Origin of the sequence: Haloferax massiliensis (assembly GCF_001368915.1) — an archaeon.
In the GTDB taxonomy this organism is placed as follows: Archaea; Halobacteriota; Halobacteria; order Halobacteriales; family Haloferacaceae; genus Haloferax; species Haloferax massiliensis.
Window position 1 is genome coordinate 334,209 of record NZ_CSTE01000001.1, and the last position, 23,974, is coordinate 358,182.

The 23,974-nt window shown below is 71.0% G+C and carries 24 protein-coding genes and 1 pseudogene; 13 read left to right on the top strand and 12 right to left on the bottom strand.

Annotated features, from left to right (window positions below; genetic code table 11):
- Nucleotides 1-115 precede the first annotated feature (115 nt).
- From BN996_RS01530 to BN996_RS01550, 5 genes are all read left to right on the top strand, one after another.
- Entirely contained in the window at nt 116-463 is a 348-nt protein-coding gene (locus BN996_RS01530; protein WP_089776866.1) for a HalOD1 output domain-containing protein, read from the top strand.
- Between the two features lie 218 nt (nt 464-681).
- Nucleotides 682-1,191: a DUF5810 domain-containing protein gene (locus BN996_RS01535; protein WP_089776867.1), complete on the top strand. Its 510-nt coding sequence runs from the start codon at nt 682-684 to the stop codon at nt 1,189-1,191.
- Nucleotides 1,192-1,215: 24 nt separating this feature from the next.
- Complete coding sequence (locus tag BN996_RS01540; RefSeq protein WP_089776868.1) at nt 1,216-1,737, top strand: DUF5809 family protein; 522 nt, start codon at nt 1,216-1,218, stop codon at nt 1,735-1,737.
- A complete protein-coding gene (locus BN996_RS01545; protein ID WP_089776869.1) occupies nt 1,734-2,297 on the top strand; it encodes an NUDIX hydrolase in 564 nt (187 codons plus the stop codon). The genes BN996_RS01540 and BN996_RS01545 overlap by 4 nt, the downstream gene beginning before the upstream one ends.
- Nucleotides 2,298-2,666, top strand: a complete 369-nt coding sequence (locus BN996_RS01550; protein ID WP_089776870.1) for a rhodanese-like domain-containing protein — start codon at nt 2,298-2,300, stop codon at nt 2,664-2,666.
- A gap of 119 nt (nt 2,667-2,785) precedes the next feature.
- On the opposite strand, the gene yciH is transcribed toward BN996_RS01550, so the two are convergent.
- The 6 genes and pseudogenes from yciH to BN996_RS01580 form a co-directional block, all read right to left on the bottom strand.
- Nucleotides 2,786-3,079 carry a stress response translation initiation inhibitor YciH gene (yciH, locus tag BN996_RS01555; RefSeq protein WP_004041826.1) on the bottom strand — a complete coding sequence of 98 codons (294 nt, stop codon included), beginning with the start codon at nt 3,077-3,079 and terminating at the stop codon, nt 2,786-2,788.
- 66 nt (nt 3,080-3,145) lie between these two features.
- Nucleotides 3,146-4,171, bottom strand: a complete 1,026-nt coding sequence (locus BN996_RS01560; protein WP_089776871.1) for a DUF7096 domain-containing protein — start codon at nt 4,169-4,171, stop codon at nt 3,146-3,148.
- A 147-nt stretch (nt 4,172-4,318) separates the two neighbouring features.
- Nucleotides 4,319-5,302: a DUF7345 domain-containing protein gene (locus BN996_RS01565; protein ID WP_089776872.1), complete on the bottom strand. Its 984-nt coding sequence runs from the start codon at nt 5,300-5,302 to the stop codon at nt 4,319-4,321.
- 52 nt (nt 5,303-5,354) lie between these two features.
- Entirely contained in the window at nt 5,355-7,601 is a 2,247-nt protein-coding gene (locus BN996_RS01570) for a transglutaminase TgpA family protein (RefSeq protein WP_089776873.1), read from the bottom strand.
- Nucleotides 7,598-8,249, bottom strand: a pseudogene (locus BN996_RS01575) (DUF58 domain-containing protein). Before BN996_RS01575 ends, BN996_RS01570 begins: the two are co-directional and overlap by 4 nt.
- 5 nt (nt 8,250-8,254) lie before the next feature.
- On the bottom strand, nt 8,255-9,211 hold the full coding sequence (locus tag BN996_RS01580; protein WP_089776874.1) for an AAA family ATPase: 957 nt from the start codon (nt 9,209-9,211) through the stop codon (nt 8,255-8,257).
- Nucleotides 9,212-9,414: 203 nt separating this feature from the next.
- On the opposite strand from BN996_RS01580, the gene mutS reads away from it, so the two are divergent.
- Both mutS and mutL read left to right on the top strand, forming a co-directional pair.
- Nucleotides 9,415-12,240 carry a DNA mismatch repair protein MutS gene (mutS, locus tag BN996_RS01585; RefSeq protein ID WP_089776875.1) on the top strand — a complete coding sequence of 942 codons (2,826 nt, stop codon included), beginning with the start codon at nt 9,415-9,417 and terminating at the stop codon, nt 12,238-12,240.
- Nucleotides 12,237-13,928: a DNA mismatch repair endonuclease MutL gene (gene mutL / locus BN996_RS01590; protein WP_089776876.1), complete on the top strand. Its 1,692-nt coding sequence runs from the start codon at nt 12,237-12,239 to the stop codon at nt 13,926-13,928. The genes mutS and mutL overlap by 4 nt, the downstream gene beginning before the upstream one ends.
- Before the next feature lie 111 nt (nt 13,929-14,039).
- On the opposite strand, the gene BN996_RS01595 is transcribed toward mutL, so the two are convergent.
- Nucleotides 14,040-14,297, bottom strand: coding sequence for a DUF7573 domain-containing protein (locus BN996_RS01595; protein WP_089776877.1), 258 nt, complete (start codon nt 14,295-14,297; stop codon nt 14,040-14,042).
- Between the two features lie 153 nt (nt 14,298-14,450).
- Between BN996_RS01595 and BN996_RS01600 the strand changes: the two genes are divergently transcribed.
- Nucleotides 14,451-14,687, top strand: coding sequence for a DUF8024 family protein (locus BN996_RS01600; RefSeq protein WP_089776878.1), 237 nt, complete (start codon nt 14,451-14,453; stop codon nt 14,685-14,687).
- Here BN996_RS01600 and BN996_RS01605 read toward each other — a convergent pair.
- The 3 genes from BN996_RS01605 to BN996_RS01615 form a co-directional block, all read right to left on the bottom strand.
- Nucleotides 14,641-15,627, bottom strand: a complete 987-nt coding sequence (locus BN996_RS01605; protein WP_089776879.1) for a 5,10-methylenetetrahydromethanopterin reductase — start codon at nt 15,625-15,627, stop codon at nt 14,641-14,643. The two genes, BN996_RS01600 and BN996_RS01605, sit on opposite strands and share 47 nt — an antisense overlap.
- 30 nt (nt 15,628-15,657) lie before the next feature.
- On the bottom strand, nt 15,658-16,413 hold the full coding sequence (locus BN996_RS01610) for a coenzyme F420-0:L-glutamate ligase (protein ID WP_089776880.1): 756 nt from the start codon (nt 16,411-16,413) through the stop codon (nt 15,658-15,660).
- 120 nt (nt 16,414-16,533) lie between these two features.
- On the bottom strand, nt 16,534-17,028 hold the full coding sequence (locus BN996_RS01615; RefSeq protein ID WP_089776881.1) for a metallophosphoesterase family protein: 495 nt from the start codon (nt 17,026-17,028) through the stop codon (nt 16,534-16,536).
- Nucleotides 17,029-17,088: 60 nt separating this feature from the next.
- Between BN996_RS01615 and BN996_RS01620 the strand changes: the two genes are divergently transcribed.
- Both BN996_RS01620 and ddh read left to right on the top strand, forming a co-directional pair.
- Nucleotides 17,089-18,330, top strand: a complete 1,242-nt coding sequence (locus tag BN996_RS01620; RefSeq protein ID WP_089776882.1) for an eIF2B alpha/beta/delta subunit family protein — start codon at nt 17,089-17,091, stop codon at nt 18,328-18,330.
- A gap of 327 nt (nt 18,331-18,657) precedes the next feature.
- Nucleotides 18,658-19,584 (top strand): D-2-hydroxyacid dehydrogenase, encoded by a 927-nt coding sequence (ddh, locus tag BN996_RS01625; protein ID WP_089777292.1) that lies wholly within the window; start codon nt 18,658-18,660, stop codon nt 19,582-19,584.
- A 51-nt stretch (nt 19,585-19,635) separates the two neighbouring features.
- On the opposite strand, the gene engB is transcribed toward ddh, so the two are convergent.
- Complete coding sequence (gene engB / locus BN996_RS01630; RefSeq protein ID WP_089776883.1) at nt 19,636-20,253, bottom strand: GTP-binding protein EngB; 618 nt, start codon at nt 20,251-20,253, stop codon at nt 19,636-19,638.
- 143 nt (nt 20,254-20,396) lie between these two features.
- Nucleotides 20,397-20,726 carry a DUF7344 domain-containing protein gene (locus BN996_RS01635; protein WP_089777293.1) on the bottom strand — a complete coding sequence of 110 codons (330 nt, stop codon included), beginning with the start codon at nt 20,724-20,726 and terminating at the stop codon, nt 20,397-20,399.
- Nucleotides 20,727-21,108: 382 nt separating this feature from the next.
- Here BN996_RS01635 and BN996_RS01640 point away from each other — a divergent pair, with 382 nt between their 5' ends.
- From BN996_RS01640 to BN996_RS01650, 3 genes are all read left to right on the top strand, one after another.
- Entirely contained in the window at nt 21,109-21,771 is a 663-nt protein-coding gene (locus BN996_RS01640) for a helix-turn-helix domain-containing protein (protein ID WP_089776884.1), read from the top strand.
- 87 nt (nt 21,772-21,858) lie between these two features.
- The gene (locus BN996_RS01645) at nt 21,859-22,581 is read left to right on the top strand and encodes a 5-formyltetrahydrofolate cyclo-ligase (RefSeq protein ID WP_089776885.1); all 723 of its coding nucleotides are present in this window, start codon (nt 21,859-21,861) and stop codon (nt 22,579-22,581) included.
- Nucleotides 22,582-22,623: 42 nt separating this feature from the next.
- Entirely contained in the window at nt 22,624-23,928 is a 1,305-nt protein-coding gene (locus BN996_RS01650) for a TIGR00341 family protein (RefSeq protein ID WP_089776886.1), read from the top strand.
- Nucleotides 23,929-23,974 lie beyond the last annotated feature (46 nt).

Below are 23,974 nucleotides of genomic sequence, written 5' to 3' on the forward strand. Positions count from 1 at the left end.
GAATCTAGTCACCTAGAGGTGACGCACGCACCACCACTAGTTGGATAGCAGCGACCGCTATATCCGGGAGCGCCGTCGATACGGCTGTCGGCGAGGTGTCGACGCGAACCGAACCATGGACAAAACTCGCGTGCTACCGGGCAACGATGTGGGATGGAACACGGGGACGACCGACGAGGTCGTCGCCCGACACGATTGGGGCGGCCGAGACACCCTCGCGGTGACCGTCGTCACCGCGACCGCCCAACTGAGAGGCGTGGACGCCATCGACCTCCCACTGCTGTCCGAAGCTATCGACCCCGACGCGCTGTGTCAACTGTTCGACCCGCTGGTGCGGGCACCGGCGACGGACGGCGACACTCGCGGGTCGGTGGCTCCCTCGCGCGGTCACATCGAGTTCCGGTACGCTGCCTGCGACGTGACCCTCTGGGCCGACGGAACGGTCATCGTCACCTCCGCCTGACGCATCGGCACACGAACGAGTCGGAATCACCACCACTACCACCACCGGACGCGGCACCCTACCGCGGTGCCGTGACGGCCGCTCGCCCGCGACCCACCACCACCACCACCACCACCACGCGGGCGACGCGGTCACATTTCTTCGACGACCGACGACGCCGACGTGGCGCGACGCGAGAGTGCGACGGGTTTTGGTACACAGAGCCGCTACCGGAGGGTATGGGATACGCCTGTCCGGTCTGCGACGCGCCGCAACGCGACGAGACGCATCTCGCGAACCACCTCGCGCTACAGGCCATCGTCCACGGCGACGACCACGAGACGTGGCTGGACGAACACGCCCCCGAGTGGGCCGACCTGAACGCCGACTCGCTCGGCCCGCTCGTCTCCGAGCTCGCCGAGGAACGCGAGTTCGACGAGGTGTTCGAGGACACGGTCGACCGCACCGGCGGCCGCGGCCATAGTCACGCGCACGGACAGGGACACGACCACGACATTCCCGACCGAGAGCCGCAACCGTTCGGCGGCTCCGACGGGTCGCAGTCGCTGTCGGGCGACGCCGCGCGCATCTTCGAGGAGGCGCGGTCGCTCACCCGCGAGATGGTCGCGGACGACGGCGAGGGCGGCGAGACCGAGGACGCGCCGCGGGAGGGCGACGCCGACGCCAGCGCCGATGCCGACGACCGCGACGAGGGGACCGAAGACGACGCGGACAGGAAAGAGTCGTAAGTCCGGACCCCGAACCGACTGGCGATGGAAACCCACGGGACGATTGCGCCGGCGTCGCTCGACGAGGCCGAGGCCGCCTTCGACCGCGTCGGACCGACCGCGCAGGTGGTCGTCCGCGAGACGGCCAAGGCGATGGAGTTCGACCGCGAGGAGTACCGCGACCGCGTGACCGGCGACGTGGTCGAGACCGTCCGGAACGCGCTTTTCGCCGAGTCGCTTTCGGTCACGGTCGGCACGCGCGCCGAGTTCGACGACTGGCGCGCGGCCCACGAGGACTACGAACTCGTCGAACTCGGCAATCCGGACGTGGAGCGCGTCGCGTGGCACGCGGTCCCCTTCGCCGAGACGGTGCTGGCGACGACGTTCCAACACGAGGAAGACGCCGCCGTCAGCACCCTCCGACGCAACGCCTTCGGCCGCGTCTACCGCGACGCGCTCCTCGGCGAGGAGTCCGAGGGCGGTGACGATGAGTCGGCCGGAGCCGACGACGACACCGCGACCGACGCCGGCGGACTCGGCGGCGACGCGACCGGAGCGGACCGATGACCGACGACGGCCGCCGACACGAGCGCCTGCCCGACCCCGAGTGGCGCGTGCTGGAATCCGAAGTCGAGTACGACACCGGCTGGTTCACCGGCGGCTACGACCTCGTCGAACAGCCCAACGGGACGACGAAGCGCTACTACTGGGCCGAGTTGGCGACCGCGGTCGTCGTCGTCGCGGTCGCGGACGACCACGTCGTCTTTGTCGAGCAGTACCGGCCGAACATCCGTCAGACCCAACTCGAACTCCCCGCGGGCGTCGTCGAAAAGGGCGAGTCGTTCACCGACGCCGGACTGCGCGAACTCCGCGAGGAGACGGGCTTCGCCGCCGACTCGGCGTCGGTCATCGGCGACGTGTGGTGTTCGACGGGCGTCCTCCGGCACCGCCGCGGCTTCGTCTTCGCCGAGGGCCTCACGCCGGTCGAGCGCGACCTCGACGACAACGAGTTCCTCTCGGTCCGCGCCGTCCCGGTCGAGGAGGCCATCGAGCGGGCGACCGAACCGCCGACGAACGACGCGACCGTCGAGGGCGTCCTCCTCGCCCGCGACGAGGGCCTGCTGTAGATGGTCGACGAAATCGCTCCCGAGACGGTCGCGGCGCTCCTCGACGCCGAGGACCCGCCGCTGGTCGTGGACGTGAGCACGGAAGCCGAGTTCGCGCTCGGGCACGTGCCGGGGAGCATCAACGTCCCGCTTTCGAACCTCGTCTCGCACCTCGACCGCGTCGCGGGCGCGGAGCACGTCGTCACCGTCTGCCCGCGGGGCGAGGCCAGCGTGCAGGCCGTCCGCCTGCTTTCGGCCTACGAGGGGACCGAAGACGCCCGCATCGAGAGCATGGCCGGCGGGCTCGCGGCGTGGGACGGCCCGCTCGAAGAGGGTCTCGACGAGGGACACGGCGACGGCGAAGAAGGCGGCGACGACGAACGTCGCTGAACGGCGGCGTCGCTGGACGGTGACGTGACCGAACAGAGTCGAGCGATTGGCAGACTAACGGCTCGCGCGCGCTGACTCGCTTCGCAAAAATCTCGACGGCGGGCTAATTCAGAGGTCGGTCACGCGACGTTGAACCCCTTTTCGCGGAGGAAGTCCTCCACGCGGCCGCGGTGATTGCCTTGGAGTTCGATGGAATCGTCTTCGACGGTTCCACCGCAAGCGAACTTCGACTTGAGGTCCGACGACAGGCTGTCCATGTCGACGTCCCTCGGGTCGAATCCCTCGATGACTGTAACCTCTTTTCCGTAGCGGCGCTCGTCGATGCGGATGACTATCTCCTGAGACTCTTTCGCCACGTCCTCGCAGACGCAGAGCTCTTCAGGGAGCCCGCACGTCGAGCAGACTTCCGACATTACAGTGTGGACCTACAGGATGGGGATATTAAACAGTATCGGGAGGCGGGGTCGCCGTCCCCGGCCTCAAGCGCCCGAGTCGTCCGCGGACGACGTTTCCGATTCGTCGTCCGTCGTCGCGTCGTCGGGGTTCACAGCGGGGCCGCTCTCGTCGACGTCCCTCGCGCGCTTGTCGTTTCCGGGCGGCGTGTCCGGGGCGTTGCCGCGGTCAGCGCCGTCCGAGGGGCGCTCGGACGCGTCGCCGGTCGCGTCAGTCTCGTTTCCGTCGGTCGCGTTGCCGTTGGGCGCGTTGCCGTTGGGCACGTTGCCGTCGTCGGCGCGAACGTCATCGGCGCGGCCGCTCGCCTCAGAACGCGAGTTTCCCGGGGCGTCACCCCGCCCCGCGTCGTCCGGTTGTCCGCCGCTGTCGGTGTCCGACTCGTTTGCGGCGCGCTCGCGGCCGATTCCCCTCCCGGGGTTCCCCGCGAGTTCGCCGGCGATTTCGGCCACTTCGGGGCCGGTGAGTTCGCTCGCGTTCGTGCGAAGCCTATCGAGTTCGGCCGTCTCGACGCCGCGCGCCGAGAGGTCCTCGGCGGGGACCGTCGAGGCGGCGTCAGTCGTCTGGTTCAGCATACTCCGGGTGCGCTCGATGTCGGCGACCGTCCGAGTCAACAGCACGCGGTACTGTCCCTCAGAGAGCGTCCCGTTGGCGCGCTGGGCTTCGAGGCGGTCCTTACGCTGTTCGAGTTCGGTGAGGCGCTCGCGGACCGTGTCGACCTGCGTGGCGACGACCGCGGCCTTCGAGGCGTTCGAGTTCGCGTTCGCGAAGCGCGTCTCGAAGGCGCGGCGTTCGAGTTCCCCGTCGGTCTCCGAGCCCTGCACGCCGATGACGGCGGACAGGCGCTGACCGGGGAGCGTCTCCGACGACGCGGCGCTGTCGTTGGTCGCGCTGTCGTTCGCGGTCGTCTGTGCAACGGGGGCCGCGACCGACCCATCGGTGACGGCGGCCGTCGTTCCTATCGGTCCGGCCGGGGCGGCGAGAGCGAGCGGTGCGCCCACCGTCGCCAGCAACACGGCGGCGGCGACGACGAGCGCAGCGGTTCGTCGACTCATCACTCCCGCTTTGGAGCCGCGTTCCGATATAAACGTGCGGTCGTACCCGCGAATCAACCCCAGTCAACGGCAGTTTGGGAATCTCGACCGGGTCGCCTCCGTCTGCCGATTAGGGACTTACCACCGGTATAAACAGTCGTAAGAAATTTATACTCCTTTCGGGTCGCCGTCGTCCGCGTCCGCGCCCTCGTCGTCTTCGGGCAGGCGGAGGACGTTCTCGCGGCCGAGGCGGAAGCCCTCGATGGTCCCCTCGTCGCGCATCCCGCGGACGACCTTGCTCGTCTTCGCGTCGGTCCAGTCGAGCGCGCCGGCGACCTCCTGTTGCTTGATGCGGCCCCCGCGGGACTCGATGAGTCGGAGGACGCGCTCTTCGTTGCTGAGGAGTTCCGGCGGCGGACTCGGCTCGTCGCCGCCGTCGCCGCCCGCGTCGGACTCATCGTCGGACGCCGTCGCCGACGTTCCCGGACCGCCAGCGCCGCGTTCGAGGACGACGCTCGGCTCGCCCGAGACGAACTCGGTCTGCGAGCCGCGCCAGATGACCGTGTGCTCGCGCGTCTCGTCGCCCGCGGGCTCGACGGTGGTCGCGTCGTAGTCGTCGGGCCACGAGAGGATGAGCCGGGAGCTACTGTCGAGGAAGAAACCCTCGATGGCGTCGCCGACGACGAGGCGGTCGCCGTCGACCGCCGCGAAGTTGGACCACTCGAAGGAGTAGCTGACGACCCCGAAGCTATCGGGGAGCGACCGCGTCTCCGCCGAGACCGAGACGTTCGTGGCGTTCATCTCCCGGCCGGTGGCGTTCTCGGCGGCCCCGACGGTCGAGGCGATGCGCTCTGCGAACGCCGAGGTGTAGTCGTCGGGGTTGGCCCGCACGTCGTCGCGGAGCGACTGGAAGGCCTCGGTGGTGTTCTCGTCGTCGAGTCGGGTCCAGTACTGAATCTCCCAAGTGGCGTCGCCGCTCTCGGAGACGTCGACGACGATTCGCGTGCTGTCCGGTTCGACGCCCTGTTGGACGAGCGGTTCGACGCCCGGACCGCTCGCGGGGGCCTCCTGTGCGGCCGCGGTCGGCGCGACCACGGCGGCCACGCAGAGAGCGGCACACAGGAGTACGAAGACAGCGTCTCGTGTCGCCATTGACCGTTCGTGCGAGCGCACACAGAAAAAGTGACGCGGTTCTTCGCGCCGCTCAGTCCGTCCAGCGTCTGACGAGCGGCAGACGAGCGCGGACGACGGCGTTCGCCGCGGCCACCGCCTCGTCGGCGTCGGCGCGGGTGACGCCGTCGCCGTACTTCGCGCGCTCGTAGAGTCGGCCGACCTGTCGGGTCCGCTCGTCCACGCCGACCCGGGAGAGCGAATCGAGGTAGGCTCGAACCGTCTCGCCGGGGCGACGCGGCCGGTACTCGCGTTCGAGGGCGAGTTCGAGGCGGTCGTACGCCCGGAACACGTCGTCGGCCGGCGAGTCGGTGCGCCGCTGATACGCCGCGGTCGCAAACCGGAGGTGCGCCGGGAGCCGAGTCCTCCTGACGCCGGCGACGACGCCGAGGAGGCCGACGAGACCGACGAACAGCGTCTCCCGAGACGGCAGCTCGGGGACGAGGCCGCCGCCGTCGTCTTCGGCCGCCCCGTCGCCCGTCGGCGTGACGCCGAGGCGCTCGTCGATGCTCGGCCCCGGCGGGCTGCCGCCGGCGGGCGTCTCGTTCGTCTCGGTCCCGTTTTCGGTCGGCGTCGGAGTGTCGGTCGCGGTCGTCGTGGGCTGTTCGGTCTCGTTCGACTCGGGGCTCGTCTCGTTGGTGTCGATGCCCGTCTGTCCCTCGTCGCGGGCGTCACTGAGACTGCTCGACTCCGCGTCCTGCCGGGGGCCGGCGGGCGTCGGGTCGAAGCGGACCCAGCCGGTGTCCTCGAAGTAGACTTCGACCCACGCGTGGGAGTCGAGGCCGCGGACGACGTAGCGGTCGTCGCCGACCTGCTCGCCGGTGGTGTAACCGGTGACGAACCGCGCGGGAACGCCCTCCGAGCGGAGGAGCACGACCATCGTGGAGGCGTAGTAGGTGCAGTAGCCGGCGTCCATCTCGAAGAGGAACGACTCGGCGATGTCGCCGTCGGGACGGGACACTCGGAGCGAGTACTCCTTGTTGGCTTCGAGCCACTCCTCGACCGCGACGGCCTTGTCGTAGGGCGTCTCCGCGTCGCCCGCTATCTCGGCGGCGCGGTCGCGGACGCGGTCTGACGTGCTGTCGGGGAGCGCGAGATACCGCTCGCGTATCTCGTCGGGGTAGTCGGTGCCGGTCCGCCGGAGCGACGCCGCGGTGTACTGCGGGACGTCGCTCGTGACGTTGTACGTCTCGCCGATTTCGACGGCTCTGTCGGGGCGGAGGTTCCCCTGCTGGGTGACGAGCGTCTCGTTTTCGATGTCGCCGGAGACGGCGACGGGCCGCCACGCCGCGGGCATCGAGTCGAGCGGCGTCGCCGGCGTGACGGTCTGGCGGACCAACCGCGAGGGGCCATCGGGACCGGCCAGCCGGCCGCCCTCGTAGTCGCGGGTGTCGCCGGTCCTGACCCAGCCGTCGCCGGTGTAGCGGTCGAACGTCGCGGTCTGCCAGTAGTCCGGCGACGTGCTCTGGACCTCGAAGCGGACCCGCGGCGAGAGGCTGATGCTCCCGACGACGGAGATGCGGTCGTCCGCGCTCACGAGGCTGGCCTCGACGGTCGGCTGGTCGGCCACGCCCTCGTCGGGGATGACCGGCGACCCGCCCGCGCCGGGGAGGACCGTGACGGTGGCCGAGAGGACGACCATCGCGGCGAGGACGACCGTCAGCACGTCGAGTTGGCCGCCGGCGCTCCCGAAGCGGTCGATGCCGTCGAAGCCGACCGCGGCCATGCCCGCGCCGACGCCGAGGAGCGTGAGCGTCCCCGTGGCGTCGGTGGTGAGGACGAACAGGCCGAGGCCGCTCCCGGCGACCGCGACGGCCGGCGCGATTCGCCCGCGGACCGCGAGGTACCACGCGAGGAACACCGGCCCGGGCGTCACCGCGAGCGCCCACACGTCGGCCGACAGGAGCCGGAGCGCCGACAGGCCGCTGAGGAGCGCGAACGTGTCGGCCAGCAGGCGCTCCGTCGAGAGCAGCGCGAGTTGGCTCTCGGGGAGCGCGAGGAAGTACGCCGCGAAGCCGCCGGCGGCGATGAGGACCGCGAGGCCGAGCGCGTAGCGGGGCCGGAGCGTCCAGCCCACGACGGTGGCGAGGGCGAGGGTCCCCCCGGCGAGGAGGACGAACTGGTCGCGACGGCCCACGACGTCCGTGATGTCGTAGACGACCGCGAGGAACGCGCCGATGAGGACCAGCGAGGCCGCCGCCGCGAGGAGGCCCGCGGGGACGCCGAAGACGGTGCTCGTCGAGCCGGCTGAAGTAGACGACGACTCGCCGGCGACCGTCACGCCGACACCCCCGAGCCGGCACCGCGGGCATCGACGCGAGTCGCCGGGTTCCGGTTCGAGCCACCCGCGGCGTCGCCGTCGGCGCGCAGGCGGTCGAACGTCGTCTCGCGGCCGCCGAGCGCGACGTGCGTCTTTCCGGCGTCGCCGCTGACGACGACCGCGGCGGTCTCGTCGGGCACCGACCCCGAGCGGAGCCGCGAGAGATGTTCGAGGACGCGCCGGCGGTCGCCGGCGGTCGCTTCCACGACTCCCGCGGGCGAGCTGAGGTGGACCGGGACGCCGGCGTCGAGAAGCGCACAGCAGAGCGTCGCGGCCGCCTCCGCCGCGTCGTCCTCGTGGCCGTCGGTCGCGCCGGCCGAGACGCGCACCGCGTCGGCCGTGACCCGGTCGGAATAGGCTTTCACCACGAGGTCGCCGGACTTGGCGCTCGACTTCCAATGGATGTCGCGGAGCGGGTCGCCGGGGACGTACTCGCGGAGGCGGTCGAACTCGGCGCGCTCGTCGGTGCGGCCCGCGTCGGCGAGCGCCGAGGCCGACGGCGACCGGGACGACGACGGCGTTGAGCGCCCGCGGGCCGTAGGCGACGGCGTTGGCGACGCCGACGACCACGACCGCGACGGCGACCCAGCCGCGGAGGGTGAGCTTCATCGGTCTCACTCGACCGCGACGGTGTCGAGCGCCCGCTCGACCACGTCGCGGCCGGAGCGCTCGTCGGTCGTCCGGACGCGGTGGGCCCAGACGCTCCGCACCTCGCGCTGGACGTCGTCGGGGACGACGTAGTCGCGGGCGTCGAGGGCGGCGCGGGCCTGCGCGGCGCGGACGAGCGCGATGGAGCCGCGGGGGCTCACGCCGAGGTCGGCGCGCGCCCGGGTGTCGGCGGCGAGCCGGGAGACGTAGTGGCGGACCGGCTCGCTCACCGTCACGTCGAGGATGCGCTCGCGGGCGTCGCGCACGTCGCCGGCCGACGCGACCGGTTCGAGCGACTCGATGGGGTGGTGGCCCGAGACGCGGCCGAGCAGTTCCGTCTCCTCGGCCTCGTTGGGGTAGCCGAGGTGAATCTTCTTCATGAACCGGTCGAGTTCGGCCAGCGGGAGGTCGTACGTTCGGTCGGGTTCCACGTCGTTCTGCGTGGCGATGACGGTGAAGGGGTCGGGGACGCGGCGGGTGACGCCGTCGACCGTGACCTGTAGCTCCTCCATGACTTCGAGGAGCGCGGCCTGCGTCTTCGGCGGCGCGCGGTTTATCTCGTCGCCGAGGACGACGTTCCCGAAGACGGGGCCCTCGCGGAACTCGAACTCGCTGGTCTGTTGGTTGAACACGTTCACGCCCGTCACGTCCGACGGGAGGAGGTCGGGCGTGAACTGGATGCGCTCGAACGACCCCTCTATCGAGGTGGCGATGGCGCGGGCGAGCATCGTCTTGCCGACGCCCGGCACGTCCTCCAACAGGAGGTGCCCGCGGGCGAACAGCGTCACGATGATGTCTTCGATGGCGTCGTGGTGGCCGACGATGACTCGTTCGACGTTCTCGGAGATTCGTGTCGCGAGGTCCGACACCGCCTCGACCGAGAGCGCGGGGTCGAAGTCGGCGTCTGCATGTGCATCAGTCATTGATATTCCGGATGCCCCGCCGACCGTCCGCACCGCCGACGGGTCTCTGCATGTTAGTATTGCCTCAGTCTACCTAACCTTGCTGGGTGTCCACACTGACCCTGTCGGGCGTACACACGCTCAATCGCGGGGGACGACGGGACGACGGCCGGCGACCGGGGCGTTCCCGGGCGTTTTTATCGCTCGGCGACCCGGGTGTGAGTATGAACGCGGACGCCCAGCGGGAGGCGGTGTACGGCGCGCCGCCGGAGATGCTGGCAGCGCGGGACGACCTGACGCCGATGCTCTCGCAGTACGCCGACCTCTGCGAGGAACACGACGACGCGGTCGTGCTGTTTCAGGTCGGCGACTTCTACGAGGCGTTCTGCGGCGCGGCGGAGGCCGTCGCCCGCACCTGCGAGGTGACGCTGACCCAGCGCGAGGACTCCACCGGGACGTGGCCGATGGCGGGCATCCCCATCGACAACGCCGCGGGCTACCTCGAACGCCTGCTCGACGCCGGCTACCGGGTCGCGCTCGCGGAGCAGGTCGAAGACGCCGAGGAGGCGTCCGGCCTCGTCGACCGCGCGGTCACCCAACTCATCACGCCCGGCACAGTCGTCGACGAGGAACTGCTCGACGCCGGGCGGGCGACCTACCTCGGCGCGGTCGCTCGGGTCGGCGACGGCGAGAGCCGCCACAGCGACGCCGACGCCGCCACCTACGGCCTCGCCGTCGTGGACGTCTCGACCGGCGAGTGCCTCGTCACCGGGGCCGACCGCGCGCTGGCGCTCGAAGAACTGGAGCGCCTCGCGCCCGCCGAACTCGTCGTCGGCCCCGACTGCGACCTCCCGGACCTCCCGTTCGACCCGATGGAGACGCCGTTCGAGCCGGGGGCGTTCGACGCCGACGCGGCCCGCGAGACGCTGTCTGCCTACGCCCCCCGGCCGGACGCCGTGGTCGAGTCGGCCGCCGAACTCCGGGCGGTCGGCGCGGCGCTCGCCTACGCCGAGTACGCACAGGGCGACTCGAAGCTTGAGTACGTCACCCGCGTCACGCGGTTCGACCCGCGCGAGTTCCTCCAGCTCGACGCGACCGCCATCAGAAGCCTCGAACTGTTCGAGTCGCGGAGCGCCCGCGCCGGAAGCACGCTGTTTTCGGTCCTCGACGAGACGGCCTGCGCGCTCGGCCGCCGCCGACTGGAGGCGTGGCTCCGCCGCCCGCTCGTCGACCGCGACCGAATCGAGGCCCGACTGGACGCCGTGGAGGCCCTCTGCGACGACGCGCTGGCCCGCGCCGACCTCCGAGACCACCTCTCGTCGGTGTACGACCTCGAACGGCTGGTCGCCCGCGTCTCCCGCGAGCGCGCCGACGCCCGCGACCTGCGCTCGCTGAAGACGACGCTCGACCGGGTTCCGAAGGTCCGCGAGGCGCTCGCCGGAACCGATTCCGACCTCCTCGCGGACCTCCGCGACTCGCTGGACGAACTCGAAGACGTGCGCGACCTCGTCGGCGACGCGGTCGTCTCGGACCCGCCCCAGGAGATTACCGAGGGCGGCGTCATCGCCGACGGCTTCGACGCCGAACTGGACGACATCCGCGGCACCGCCGAGGCGGGCCGCGAGTGGGTGTCGAACCTCGAAGCCCGCGAGCAGGAGCGCACCGGCATCGACTCGCTGGAGGTCGGCTACAATCAGGTCCACGGCTACTACATCGAGGTGACGAACCCGAACCTCGACCGCGTCCCCGACGACTACCAGCGCCGCCAGACGCTGAAGAACTCGGAGCGGTTCTACACGCCCGAACTGAAGGAGCGCGAAGACGAGATTCTCCGCGCCTCGGACCGCGCCGACGCGCTCGAATACGACCTGTTCTGCGAGGTGCGCGCCGACGTGGCGACCGAGTCCGCCCGGATTCAGGCCGTCGCCGACGCCCTCGCCGACCTCGACGTGCTCCGGACGCTCGCGGACGTGGCGGTCGCGAACGACTACGCCCGCCCCGAGTTCCACGGGGACGCCGCCTCCTCGGTCGGCTCGACCGACGAAGCCGGGGCGACCGGCGAGACCGGCGGCATCCACATCGACGCCGGCAGACACCCCGTCGTCGAGCGCGCACAAGACGAGTTCGTGCCGAACCCCGCGGCCCTCCCGCGGGGGAGCGTCGCGCTCGTCACCGGCCCCAACATGTCCGGGAAATCGACGTACATGCGGCAGGTGGCGCTCGTCTGCGTCCTCGCGCAGGTCGGGAGCTTCGTCCCCGCGAAATCGGCGCAGTTGCCGGTCCTCGACCGCGTGTTCACCCGCATCGGCGCGTCTGACGACATCGCGGGCGGCCAGTCCACGTTCATGCGCGAGATGAGCGAACTGACCGAAATCCTCCACAACGCCACCGGCGACTCGCTCGTCCTCCTCGACGAGGTCGGCCGCGGCACCTCCACCGCCGACGGCCTCGCCATCGCCCGCGCGGCCACCGAGTTCCTCCACGACGAGGTCGGCGCGACGACGCTGTTTGCGACCCACTACCACGACCTCACCGACGCGGCCGACGACCGCGAGGGCGTGTTCAACCTCCACTTCACCGCCGCGCGGCGCGACGGCGAGGTCACGTTCCTCCACAGCGTCGCCGACGGCCCCTCCTCGTCGTCCTACGGGGTCGAAGTGGCGCAGTTGGCCGGCGTACCCGCGAGCGTGGTCAAGCGGGCGCGGAACCTCGTGGACGAACCCGACGCCGACGCCGAGGGCGCGGGCGACGCCGAAGATGACGCCGAGGGCGTCGCCGCCGCGGCGAACGGCGAGGTGGCCGAGGCCGCGGAAGACGGCACGCTCGCCGCCTACGTCGACGGGTTGGAGAACGGCCATGGCGAGAACGAGCACCAGAAGCGGGAGGGCACGGCAACTTCGACGACTGCAACGACCGCGACGGCCGCGGCGGCCGAACCGAACCCCGAACTCGAAGCCGTCGCCGAGGCGCTCCGCGAGGCCGACCTCGTGGACACCACGCCGCTGGAGGCGCTGAACCTCCTGTCGGAGCTCAAAGGAAGACTCGAATGATTCGCCGACTCGACCCGGAGACGCGCTCGAAAATCGCCGCCGGCGAGGTCGTCGCCCGCCCCGCGAGCGTCGTGGTCGAACTCGTGGAAAACGCGCTCGACGCCGGCGCTGAAACCGTCGAAATCGAGGTCGACGGCGACGGGACCGACCGAATCCGCGTCGCCGACGACGGCCGCGGGATGGCCGAGTCGGACGCCGCGCTCGCGGTCGAGCGACACGCGACGAGCAAGCTGTCTGCGGCCGGCGACCTCGAAACGGTCGAGACGCTCGGCTTCCGGGGCGAGGCGCTGCCGAGCATCGCCGCGGCCGCCGCCCGCCTCGAACTGACGACGAACGACGGCGGCCCGCGCGGGACGCGAGTCGTCGTCGACGGCGACGAACAGGCGAGCGACGGCGAGCGCGACAAGACCGTCTCGCCCGCGGGGCGGGCGCGCGGGACGACCGTCGACGTGACCGGCCTGTTTTCCGACCGCCCGGCGCGGAAGAAGTCGCTCGCGTCGCCGAAAGCCGAGTTCGCCCGCGTCTCGGCGGTCGTCGCGCGCTACGCGCTCGCGCGTCCGGACGCGCGGTTCGTCCTGCGACACGACGGCCGCGAGACGCTCACGACGCCCGGGACCGACCGCTTCTCGGACGCGCTCTTGGCGGTGTACGGCCGCGACGCCGCGAGCCACGCCTCGACGTTCGACGCGGTTCGGGAGGTCACCGCGGCCGGCGAGACGGCCGCGGTCGAAGTCGACGGCGCGCTCTGCCACCCCGAGGTGACGCGCTCCCGGCGCGACCACGTCCACGTCTCGGTCAACGGCCGCGCCCTCGCCGAGCCGCGAGTCCGTCGGGCGGTCGCCGACGGGTACGGGACGCTCCTGCCCGACGGGCGCGAACCGGTCGGCGTCGTCCGACTCCGCCTGCCGCCCGCGTGGGTCGACCACAACGTCCACCCCGCGAAGGACGAGGTGGGCTTCAGAGACGCCGAGGTCGTCGCCGAGGCGGTCGAGTCGAGCGTCCGCGACGCGCTGTCGACCGCGGACCTCCGGCGGAGCGGCGAGGTGGCGATGGACCTCGATAGCTCGCTCGCGCCCGTCGAGGCCGCGTCGGTGTTCGACGACCTCCGCGTCATCGGGCGCTTCCGCGGCCTGTACCTGCTGTGCGAGGCCGGCGACGAACTCCTCGTCGTGGACCAGCACGCGGCCCACGAGCGCATCAACTACGAGCGACTCCGCGAGGCCGTCGAGGCGGCGGGCATCGACGCCGTCCCCCTCGACCCGCCCGCGACCGTCTCGCTGTCGCCGACCGACGCGGCGCTCCTCGACGCGAACCGCGACCTCGTCGAGGGACTGGGATTCCGCGTCGCCGAGTTCGGCGACGGGGACGGGGCCGGAACGTACCGCGTCGAAGCGGTCCCGGCACCGCTGGGCCGACCGTTCGCCCCGGACGCGCTCGCGGACGTGGTGGCTGGCGTCGCGTCGGGCGACCACGCCGACCCGCGGGACGAACTGCTGAAAGACCTCGCGTGCCATCCGTCGATTAAAGCGGGCGACGACCTCACCGACGACGAGGCCGCGCGACTAATCGAGCGACTCGGGTCGTGCGAGACGCCCTACACCTGCCCGCACGGCCGACCCACGGTGCTCTCTATCGACGAGGAGACGTTCGTCCGCGGGTTCGGCCGGCGAAGCGGCCGGCTCGGATAGGGCTCGGCGAGAGCAACGTTGCCGAGCCACTCCGATAGAATCGTGCGAAGTGGCGCGATAGCTGGTGGGAAAATAGATACGACGTAGCTACCAGCGTGGCGCGCCCGGCCGCTACCAGTCCTTGCAGTCGAGACAGACGTACTCGTCGCCGTCGAGCCACCGCTTTTGCACCGACTCACCGCACTGGGGGCACGGAGTGGCTTCGGGGGTCCATCGGTACGTGGCGAGCGTGCTCACGTCGGGGGTGTCTGCGGCGGAATCGGCGGGGGCGTCCGCGACATCGGGGCCGTCAGCGTCGGCGTCGGCCGTCGGTTCGTCGGCCGCTCCGTCGTCGCCGCCGGCAAAGTCGTCGAGCGAGCGATTCGGCATGTGTCGGGGTCGGTGCGCGCGGCCCTTATCGGTGCCGACCGAGCGGCGCGGCGGGCGGCCGCCGCGAACCGCGGTCCGGTGCGGGTTTCACCGGTCGAGTGAGCGCCGTGCGAAACCCACACAATCAATACCCCCGAATCCCGACAGTCGCGCATGGCAACACTCACGGACTTCGTCATCGCGGTTCTGCAGAGCCTCGTCGAGTTGGTGTTCAACTTCGCGAGCGTGGCGACGAGCGATATCCTGTCGCCGTTTCTCATCCTCACCGGGGGTGCGGTAATGGCCGTCTCAGTCGGCGCGTTCGCTTACGTCACCCTCGGCGCACTCGGCGCGGAACTCGGCATCATCGGCGTCGGTTCGTCGACCGGTAAGCCGCCGCAGCGAGAGTAATCGCTTCTTCCAGGTCGGGGCCGACCGGCGACCCGACCACGACGCCGTCAGCGTGTTCGAGCACCGCGTCCATCCGGTCGGCCACGTCGTCGGGCGTGCCGGCCATCGAGAAGGCGTCTATCATTTCCGGCGTGACGAGGCCGAACGCCTCGGAGAACGCGCCGGCGGAAATCTTCTCGCCGATGTCGCTCGCGCGGTCGGCGTCGATGCCGTGTCTATCGAGGGCCGGCGGGGCCGCCCCGGCGGTGATAAAGGCGACCGGCGGGCGGGCGGCCTCGCGGGCCGCGTCCGCGTCTTCCGAGACGGAGACGCTGGCGTAGGCGGCGAGCGTGAACTCGCCGCGCGAGTCGGGGCGGTCCTCGACGCCGATATCGACCTGTTCTCTGGCCCACGCGAGGTCGTCGGGGTGCGAGCCGTTGAACAGCAGGCCGTCGGCGTGCTTGCCGGCCATGCGGCACATGTGCGGGCCCTCGCCGCCGACGTACACCGGCACCTCGCCGGGCACGTCGAAGTTGAGGCCGGCGTCGGTCGCCTCGAACGTGCCGTCGTGGCTGACGCGCTCGCCGTCCCAGAGCTTCTGTGCGACCTTGAACGCCTCCAGCACGGAGCGGAGGCCGCGCTCGTCTTCGAGGCCGAGGTTGCGGAGCGTCGAGGGGTCGCCCGGACCGATGCCGAGGAGGCCGCGGCCGCCCGAGGCCTCGGCGACGGTCGCCACCTTGCCGGCGAGCGTCACGGGGTGTAGCTCGTAGGGGTTGGCGACGCCGGGGCCGAGGCGGATGTCGTCCGTCTCGGCCGCAAGTCGCGCGAGGACCGCGAAGGGGTCGCGGTTGTTGTAGTGGCACGAGACGAAAAGAGAGTCGTAGCCCTCGCGTTCCGCCTGCGCGCCCAGTTCGACGAGGTCGTCGACGGGGTGTTCCGGGGTGAGTTCGAGTCCGAGCATGGTGTGAGTGTGAGATGCAGAAATGGGTCGTCAGGGGTCGTAGCGCCACTCGCGGAGCGCCTGTCGCACGAAGTCGCCGTCGATGTCGCGGAAGTGGGCGTCGCTCTCGCCGTGGTCGCCCCACTCGAAGTCGCGGACGACGACGGTGGGCGTGCCGCCGTCGCCCTCGCCCTGCACGAGGTTGGCGGCCGCGGCGAGTTCGTCCACGACGCTCTCGACGGTGACGCCGAGTTCGCGGCCGTCGCGGTCGGCCTCGCCGCGCCAGTCGCGGGAGGCGTTCAGCCCCGCCCAGCCGATGGCGACGCCGCGCTGCCCGTGTCGGAACGGCCGGCCGCAGGTGTCGGTGACGATTACCCGGTCGGCGTCGACGCCGGCGCGGATGCGCTCCGCCGACTCGCTGGGGCGCTTCGGGAGCAACAGCAGGTCGTGGTCGGGGACGTTCGAGCGGTCGATACCGGCGTTGACGCCGACGTGGCCGAACCGCGTCTCCGTCAGGAGGAACGGCTCCGATATGACGAGGTCGACGCTCTCTTCGAGGACCGCCTGCGCGAACCGCGGGTCCTTCTCGTCGCCGGTCAGTTCGGCGAGGCGGGCGGCGAGTTCGCGCGCCCGCGGGCCGGCCGGGAAGTCGTCGAGGTCGGCGAACCGCCCTTCGGCCTTCGAGACGACGGTGGAGGCGACGCAGACCACGTCGTCGGGCCGGAGGTCGACGCGCTCCGAGACGAGGGCGGCGAGGTCGTCGCCCTCGCGGACCTCGGGCACGTCGGGGACGGGAAACAGCTCCATACCGCTTCGGAGGGCGAGGGCGGTGAAAAACGACGGGATGCTGGCGAACCGGGCCGGTATCGCAGGCGAGCGGGGAGGGTCGGTCCGGAGGGAGGACGCGACACGCCGACTGCGCCGGCCTCAGTCGTCGCGGACGACCTCGACAGACAGCGAGCCGTCGGCGACCGTGCCGACCATCATCGTCGCGTCGTCGCCCGGGTTCGCCGCCGTCGCGGTGCCGGGGTTGAGGACGCGGACGCCGTCGACCGTCTCGTCGACCACCTCGTGGATGTGCCCCGCGACGCCGACCGCGCCGTCGCTCGCGGCGTCTCTGACCGCGTCGGCGACGCGGGACTCGTAGCCGGTCCGCGTGCCCGTGCCGTGAGTGACGACGAACGTGAGCCCGCCGACCTCCGCGATATCGACGAACGGGAGGTCGATGGTCGGCGGGTCGACGTTCCCGCGGACGCCGACGAACCGCGCCGAGAGGTCGCGCAGGCGGGCGAGCGTGTCCGGCGAGTCGAAGTCGCCCGCGTGAATCACGAGGTCGGCCTCGCGGACGCGGGCTTCGACCCAGCTCGGAATCCCGTCGGCCCGCCCCGGAACGTGCGTGTCGCTCAGGATAGCGAGTCGCATACCGATACCACGCGACCGGCCTGAATAGTCGTTTTGTCAGTCGCCGACGTAGGTCAGGATATGCCACACGTCGTCACCGTCTTCCTCCGACACGGCGGGCGCGTCCTCCTCGCTCGCCGGAGCGAGGCGGTCGGAACGTATCAGGGCCGCTGGGCCGGCGTCTCCGGCTACGTCGAGGGCGACCCCGCCGACGCCGAGCGCGACGCCCGGCGCGAACTCGCCGAGGAGGTCGGCGTCCGCGAGGCCGACGCCGAGCTCGTCCGTGCCGGAGAACCCCTCGCCGTCGCCGACGAGGGACGCGAGTGGACCGTCCACCCGTTCCTGTTCGACGCGGGGAGCCGCGACGTCGACCCGAACGAGGAACTCGCCGAAGTCGAGTGGGTCCACCCGACCGAGATGCGGGAGCGCGAGACGGTCCCCGGACTGTGGGCGGCCTACCGCCGGGTCGCACCGGGAGTGGAGACCGTCGCCGACGACGAAGCTCACGGGTCGGCGTGGATTTCGCTCCGTGCGCTGGAGGTCCTGCGCGACGCCGCCGTCGAGGCGGACTCGCGGGACGCGCTCGCGTCGGTCGCCCGGCGACTCCGCGACGCCCGCCCGAGCATGGCCGCCGTCGAGAACCGCGTCAACCGCGTCATGGCGGAGTCAGGTCCCGACCCGGAATCGGTCCGCCAACGGGCCGAGGCGGCCATCGACGACGCTGCCGAAGCGGACGGCGCGGCGGCCGCCCGCGCCGCCGAACTCATCGGAGACCGCGGCTACGACCGACTCGCCACGCTCTCGCGGTCGGGTACCGTACTCGCGGCGCTCGAAGCCTCGGCGGTCGCCGAAGCCGCCGTCCTCGTCGCCGAGTCCCGACCGGGCGGCGAGGGCGTCGGCGTCGCGGAGCGTCTCGCCCGTGGCGGTCGGAACGCGACGCTGACCACCGACGCGGCGCTCCCCGGACTCGTCGCGGGCGGCGAAGCCGACGCCGTTTTCCTCGGAGCCGACTCGGTGCTCGCGTCCGGCGGCGTCGTCAACAAGGTCGGAAGCCTCCCCGTCGCGCTCGCGGCCGCCCGCGCCGACGTGCCCGTCTTCGCCGTCTGCGCCCGCGACAAGGTGCGCGGCGACGACCGCTTCGTGGGCGAGAACGCCGGGACGCTGTACGACGGCGAGGCCGCCATCGAGACCGCAAACCCGCTTTTCGAGGTCGTTTCCGCGGACCTACTTTCGGGCGTCGTCACCGAATCCGGCGTGCTGGACGCCGACGGAGTCGAGGCGGTCGCGGCCGAACACGCCGCGTTGGCGGCGCGGGACGACTGAGACGGGAGCAGAGGAACCGGGGCAATGACCGCCGCCCGGCGGGGCGAAAAGGGTGGATTCTTGAGCGTCCGACCCGGACTCCGACTCGGTGGCGATGACGAAGGTTACCCCCACTCAGCCCCTTGTGATGATAGATTTCATCCGAGCCACCAACTACTGACGCCCCATCGCTCGGCCGCTCCGAACCTACGTCGCCCGGAGCGTCGCGTGCGCGCTTCTCGCGGCAGGCCACCCGCTGTGACCGGGCGGGCGCTCGTCGGCCGCCCGAAACCGGACACCCGCGCCGAAGGCGCAACTTCCTTCGTGGGCCGCCGCGACCCCTCGGCCATGCACATCGAACGCATCGCGGTCGACGAGTCGGTCGGTCGCGTGATGCCGCCGGGGCTGTTCGTCGAGGCGCTTTCGGGCCACGGCGTGCCCGTCGAGCGCGTCGGCGACGGCGAGGAGTTCGGACCGGGGGACGCGGTCGCCACGTTCGGCCACAGGGACGCCTTCGTCGACGCCGACTGGGTCCACTGCGTCCGCGCCGGCTACGACGAGTTCCCCGTCGCCGACTACGAGGCGGCCGGCACGGCCCTCACGAACAGCACCGGCGTCCACGGGACCACGGTCGGCGAGACGGTCGTCGCCTACATGCTGACGCTCGCCCGCCGCCTCCACGCCTACCGCGACGCCCAGCGCGACCGCGAGTGGGACCTACCGAGCTACGAGGAGCCGTTCACCCTCGACGGCGAGCGCGTCTGCGTCGTCGGCCTCGGCACCCTCGGGCGGGGCGTCGCCGACCGCGCGGCCGCCCTCGGGATGGACGTCGTCGGCGTCCGGCGCTCCGGTGACCCGGTCGAGCACGTCTCGACGGTGTTCACCCCCGACCGGCTTCACGAGGCCGTCGCCGACGCCCGGTTCGTCGTGCTGGCGATGCCGCTGACCGCGGAGACAGAGGGCATGGTCGCCGCGCCGGAACTCGACGCGATGCGCGAGGACGCCTATCTCGTGAACGTCGCGCGCGGCCCCGTCGTCGACGAGGACGACCTCGTGGCGGCGCTCGACGGCGGCGACATCGCGGGCGCGGCGCTCGACGTGTTCGCCGAGGAACCGCTGCCCGCGGAGTCGTCGCTGTGGGAGTTCGACGAGGTGCTCGTCACGCCGCACGTGAGCGCCGCGACGGGGAAGTACCACGAGGACATCGCGGCGCTCGTGGGAGAGAACGTCGAGAAGATAGCCGCCGGCGACCCGCTCACGAACCGGGTGGCGTGAGGGCGAGGCGGCCCGAGCAGAGACCGGCGCGCCGGCGCGTCAGCGCCTCGCTCAGAGGAACTTGAACAGGTCGTCGCGGCCCTGCTCGTGGAGGTGCGACCGCAGGGCGTCTTCGAGGTGAGAGATGTCGCCGCGCTTGGCCGTGATGGGCGCGATGACGTTCCGCCACTGCTTCCACGGCGGGAACAGCCCGAGGCGGTCACAGAGGTCGTTCAGGCGCTCGTCGCGGTCGTCGACCTTGTCCATCTTGTTGACCGCGACCACGGTCGGGATGTCGAGTTCGTCGAGGAAGAAGAACATCTCCACGTCGTGCGGGATGGAGTCCTCGGTGGTGTGGCGGTCGATGATGTCGATGACGCTTTTCCCGTCGACGACGAGGACCGCCGCGAGGATGTCGTCGGCGTGCTCCTCGATGTACTGGACGACGTCGGTCTTGATGGCCTCGCGGGTGTCGCGGTCGACGCCGGACATGAAGCCGAACCCGGGGAGGTCGGTGAACATGAACTTCTCCGCGTTCCAGTCGAAGTGGTTGGGTTTGCGGGTGACTCCGGGCTTCTTGCCCGTCGTGAACTTGCTGTGACCCGTCAGCTCTCGCATCAGCGTCGACTTCCCCACGTTCGACCGCCCGACGAGGACGATTTCGTCGCGGTCCGGTCGGTCTTCGAACATACCGGTGGTTCGCCACCGCGACGGATAAGGTGGGCGGAACGGGCTCGGCGCTGGCGGCGTCGGTGTCGAAAAAATCACGTCTCCGGGCGAGTCGCCCCCCACGACGACTCACCGACGACGCGAGAATGCGGCGGCCGCGTCAGTCACGGCCACTCGTCCGGTAACTCGCCCGCGTGTTCGTCGAGGAGTCGCAACAGCGGCTCGATTTCGTCGAATCGAGGGCCGCACGCGACGGAACCGCGACGACGGTTCCACTCGACGAAGCCCGCGTCGGCGAGTTTCGGCAGGTGAACGTGGAACAGTTCCACCTTCAGTCGGTCGGGGTCGCGGCCGCCACCAACGGCCGCGTCCCGCGTTGCCGCGTCGAGGCGCGCGCGTCGCCGTCGGCGCAGGCCCAACAGCAACCGCCGCCGATGGACGTTTCCGAGGGCGTCGAACGCCTCGTCGAGGCGGGGAGACGTCGCGGCTACCATCGGCGCGGCCCCCGTCGAATCCGAACGGGTGTCGCGCGACGGGCGCGAGACGCCGAGACGAAGCGCCTCGCGGGAGTCGCCGAACGACCCCGCTCCGGGCACTCGGTGAACACCACCCGATACCGGTACCGTCGAGAGCGCGGTCCGCCAATCACACGACCGTACGCCTCCGCGCCGTCGCGGCGCGGTCGAGCGGCGTACGGCTGTCGATGTCCGTGTGCGTTCACAACTACGTCCCCCGAGAGAGCGTAGCTAGCAAGTCACCATTCCCTTGTTGCTTTCACAGTCCGGCCATTGAAGTAGTGCGTCCGGGGGCCGACGGGTCGTGAGGGGCCGGTCGACACGAGAGTTCAATACGGGGGGTGCTCAATGAGAGCCAGTAATGGCCGTAATCGTCGAGTTGACGATCGACTCGGAGAGCTTCGACCTCGGGAGGGTCACCGCCGTGTCGAACGGCGTCCACATCGAGCTAGAGCGCGTCGTCCCGACCGGCGGTGAGGTCATGCCGTTCTTCTGGGCGCACGGCACCGACTTCGAGGCGTTCGAACGCGCCGTCCGACACAACCGCATCGTCGACGACCTGACGGCGGTCGCCCGCATCGAAGACCGAGTGCTGTACAAGGTCAACTGGGGCGATACCCCGTCGAGTCTGACCCGGATTCTCACCGACAGCGAGGCGACGATTCTCGAAGCCCACGGCAACGACCCGTGGCTGTTCCGCCTCCGGTTCAACGACCACACCGGCCTGACCGCGTTCCACAACCGCTGTCAGGACGAGGGCATCGAGTTCCACGTCGAGCGCATCTACACCCTCTCGGAGGGGGAACCGGGCGTCTACAACTTCGACATCACCAGCGAGCAACAGGAGGCGCTCGTCACCGCCGTCTCGGAGGGCTACTTCGAGGTCCCCCGTCAGACCACGCTCAACGAGGTGGCCGACCGACTCGGTATCAGCCCGCAGGCCGCCTCCGAGCGCGTCCGCCGCGGGGCCGACACCGTCCTGCGGAAGGTGCTGTTGTCGCAGTCGGCGGCCGACTTCTCGTAGCGACTCGCCGCCCGCGCGACGACGGGAACCGCTCGCGGCCCGAACGGGGGAGCTATCCCCCCGGCGCGAGTACGCGACGGCGACGCGATGGACAAAGCGACGCTCCGAACGACGGTGTGGGACGACCTCGAATCGTCGGGCGCGGCCCGGTTCCCCTTCCCGCCGCACGGCCGCATCCCGAACTTCGCCGACGCGACGGCCGCCGCCGAGCGACTGGCGGCGACGCCCGAGTGGGCCGACGCCGACGCGGTGAAAGCCAACCCGGACGCCCCGCAACTCCCCGTCAGGCGGCGGGCGCTCCGCGAGGGCAAGACCGTCTACATGGCCGTCCCGCGGCTCCGCGACGAGGAGTGTTTCTACGAACTGGACCCCGCGCGCATCGACGACGAGGACCTCGACAGCGCGCCGACCGTCTCGCACGTCGAGACCTACGCCGACAAAGTCGGCCCCGACGCCCTCCCGCCCGTCGACCTCGTCGTCTCGGGGTCGGTCGCCGTCTCCGAGGCGGGCGCTCGCGTCGGGAAGGGTGAGGGGTTCAGCGACCTCGAATACGCGGTGTTGCGAGGGCTGGGAGCCGTCTCCGCGGAGACGACCGTGGCGACGACGGTCCACGAGCGGCAGGTCCGCGACGACCTGCCCGAGCCGGACGCCCACGACGTGCCGATGGACCTCGTCGTCACCCCCGAACGACTGGTCCGAACCGAGACCCCGTATCCCCGGCCCGAGGGCATCGACTGGGGCGCGCTCCCCGACGAGCGCCTCGACGAGATGCCCGTCCTCCGGCGGTTGCGCGACGAGTCGAACGAGTAGCCGAGCCCCTGCTTATTTCACCGCCCGGACCGACGTGAGGCCGTGCGACTCGTACAGGTGTTGGTGCCGACCGGCAAGCGCGAGGCCGTCCTGCGGACGCTCGACGAGGAGGGCGTCGACTACGCCGTCTCCGAGGAGACCTCCGGGCGCGACTTCGTCGCCGTCGTCACCTTCCCGGTCCCCAAGGAGGCCGTCGAGCCGGTGTTGGCGCGGCTCCGCGAGGCGGGCGTCGAGCGCGACGCCTACACCGTCGTCGTCGCCGCCGAGACGGTCGCCTCGAAGCGGTTCGACCTGCTGCGCGAGCAGTACGAGGAAGACGAGGAGAACGGCGACCGCATCGCCCGCGAGGAGCTGGCCTCGAAGGCCGCCGACCTCGCGCCGTCGGTGCCGACGTACGTGCTCATGACGGTCATCTCGGCGCTCGTCGCCACCGCGGGCCTGCTCCTCGACTCGCCGGCCGTGGTCGTCGGCTCGATGGTCATCGCCCCGCTCGTCGGCCCCGCGATGTCCGCGAGCGTCGGCACCGTCGTCGACGACGACGAGATGTTCGCCCGCGGCGTTCGCCTGCAGGCACTCGGCGGCGTCCTCGCGGTCGGCGCGGCCGCCGTCTTCGCATTCCTGCTGAAACAGACCGGGGCAGTCCCGCTGTCCCCGGCTGAGGTGCTTTCGATTCCCGAGGTGGACGAGCGCCTCGCGCCCGACGTGCTGTCGCTCGTCATCGCGCTCGGTGCGGGGGCGGCCGGCGCGATTTCCCTCTCCTCCGGCGTTTCGACCGCGCTCGTCGGCGTCATGATAGCCGCCGCGTTGGTCCCGCCGACCGCCGTCGTCGGCATCGGCATCGCGTGGGGCGCGCCCGAGGCCGTCGTCGGCTCGGCCATCCTCGTCCTCGTCAACATCCTCTCGGTCAACTTCGTCGCCATCGGCGTCCTCTGGCAGCAGGGCTACCGGCCGGAGCAGTGGATTCGCCGCGACGAGGCCCGCCGGGCCGCCCTGTTCCGCATCGCCGTCATCGGGGTCGGCCTGCTCGTCCTCTCGTCGTTCCTCGGCGCGGTCACCTACACGACCTACCGGAACGCCGACTTCCAAGGCGACGCGCGCGACGCCATCGAGGACGCCCTCTCGGACACCGACGCCCGACTGCTGTCGATGGACCTGCAGTACGACAGCGGGCCGCTACAGGAGCCGGACGGCGTCGTCGTGACCGAGGGCTACGACCCGACGTCGGACCCGCCGCTGGTCGAACGCGAACTCACGAGACGGGTGAACGCCGTCGCCCCCGAGCCGCTGTCGCCGTGGGCCGCCGGCGAAATCGACGTCGAAGTGCGTTACGTCGCCGTCGCGGAGTAGCGCGCGCCGGGCGCGTCCGTCCCCCGTTTCGAAGGCTACAGTCGCT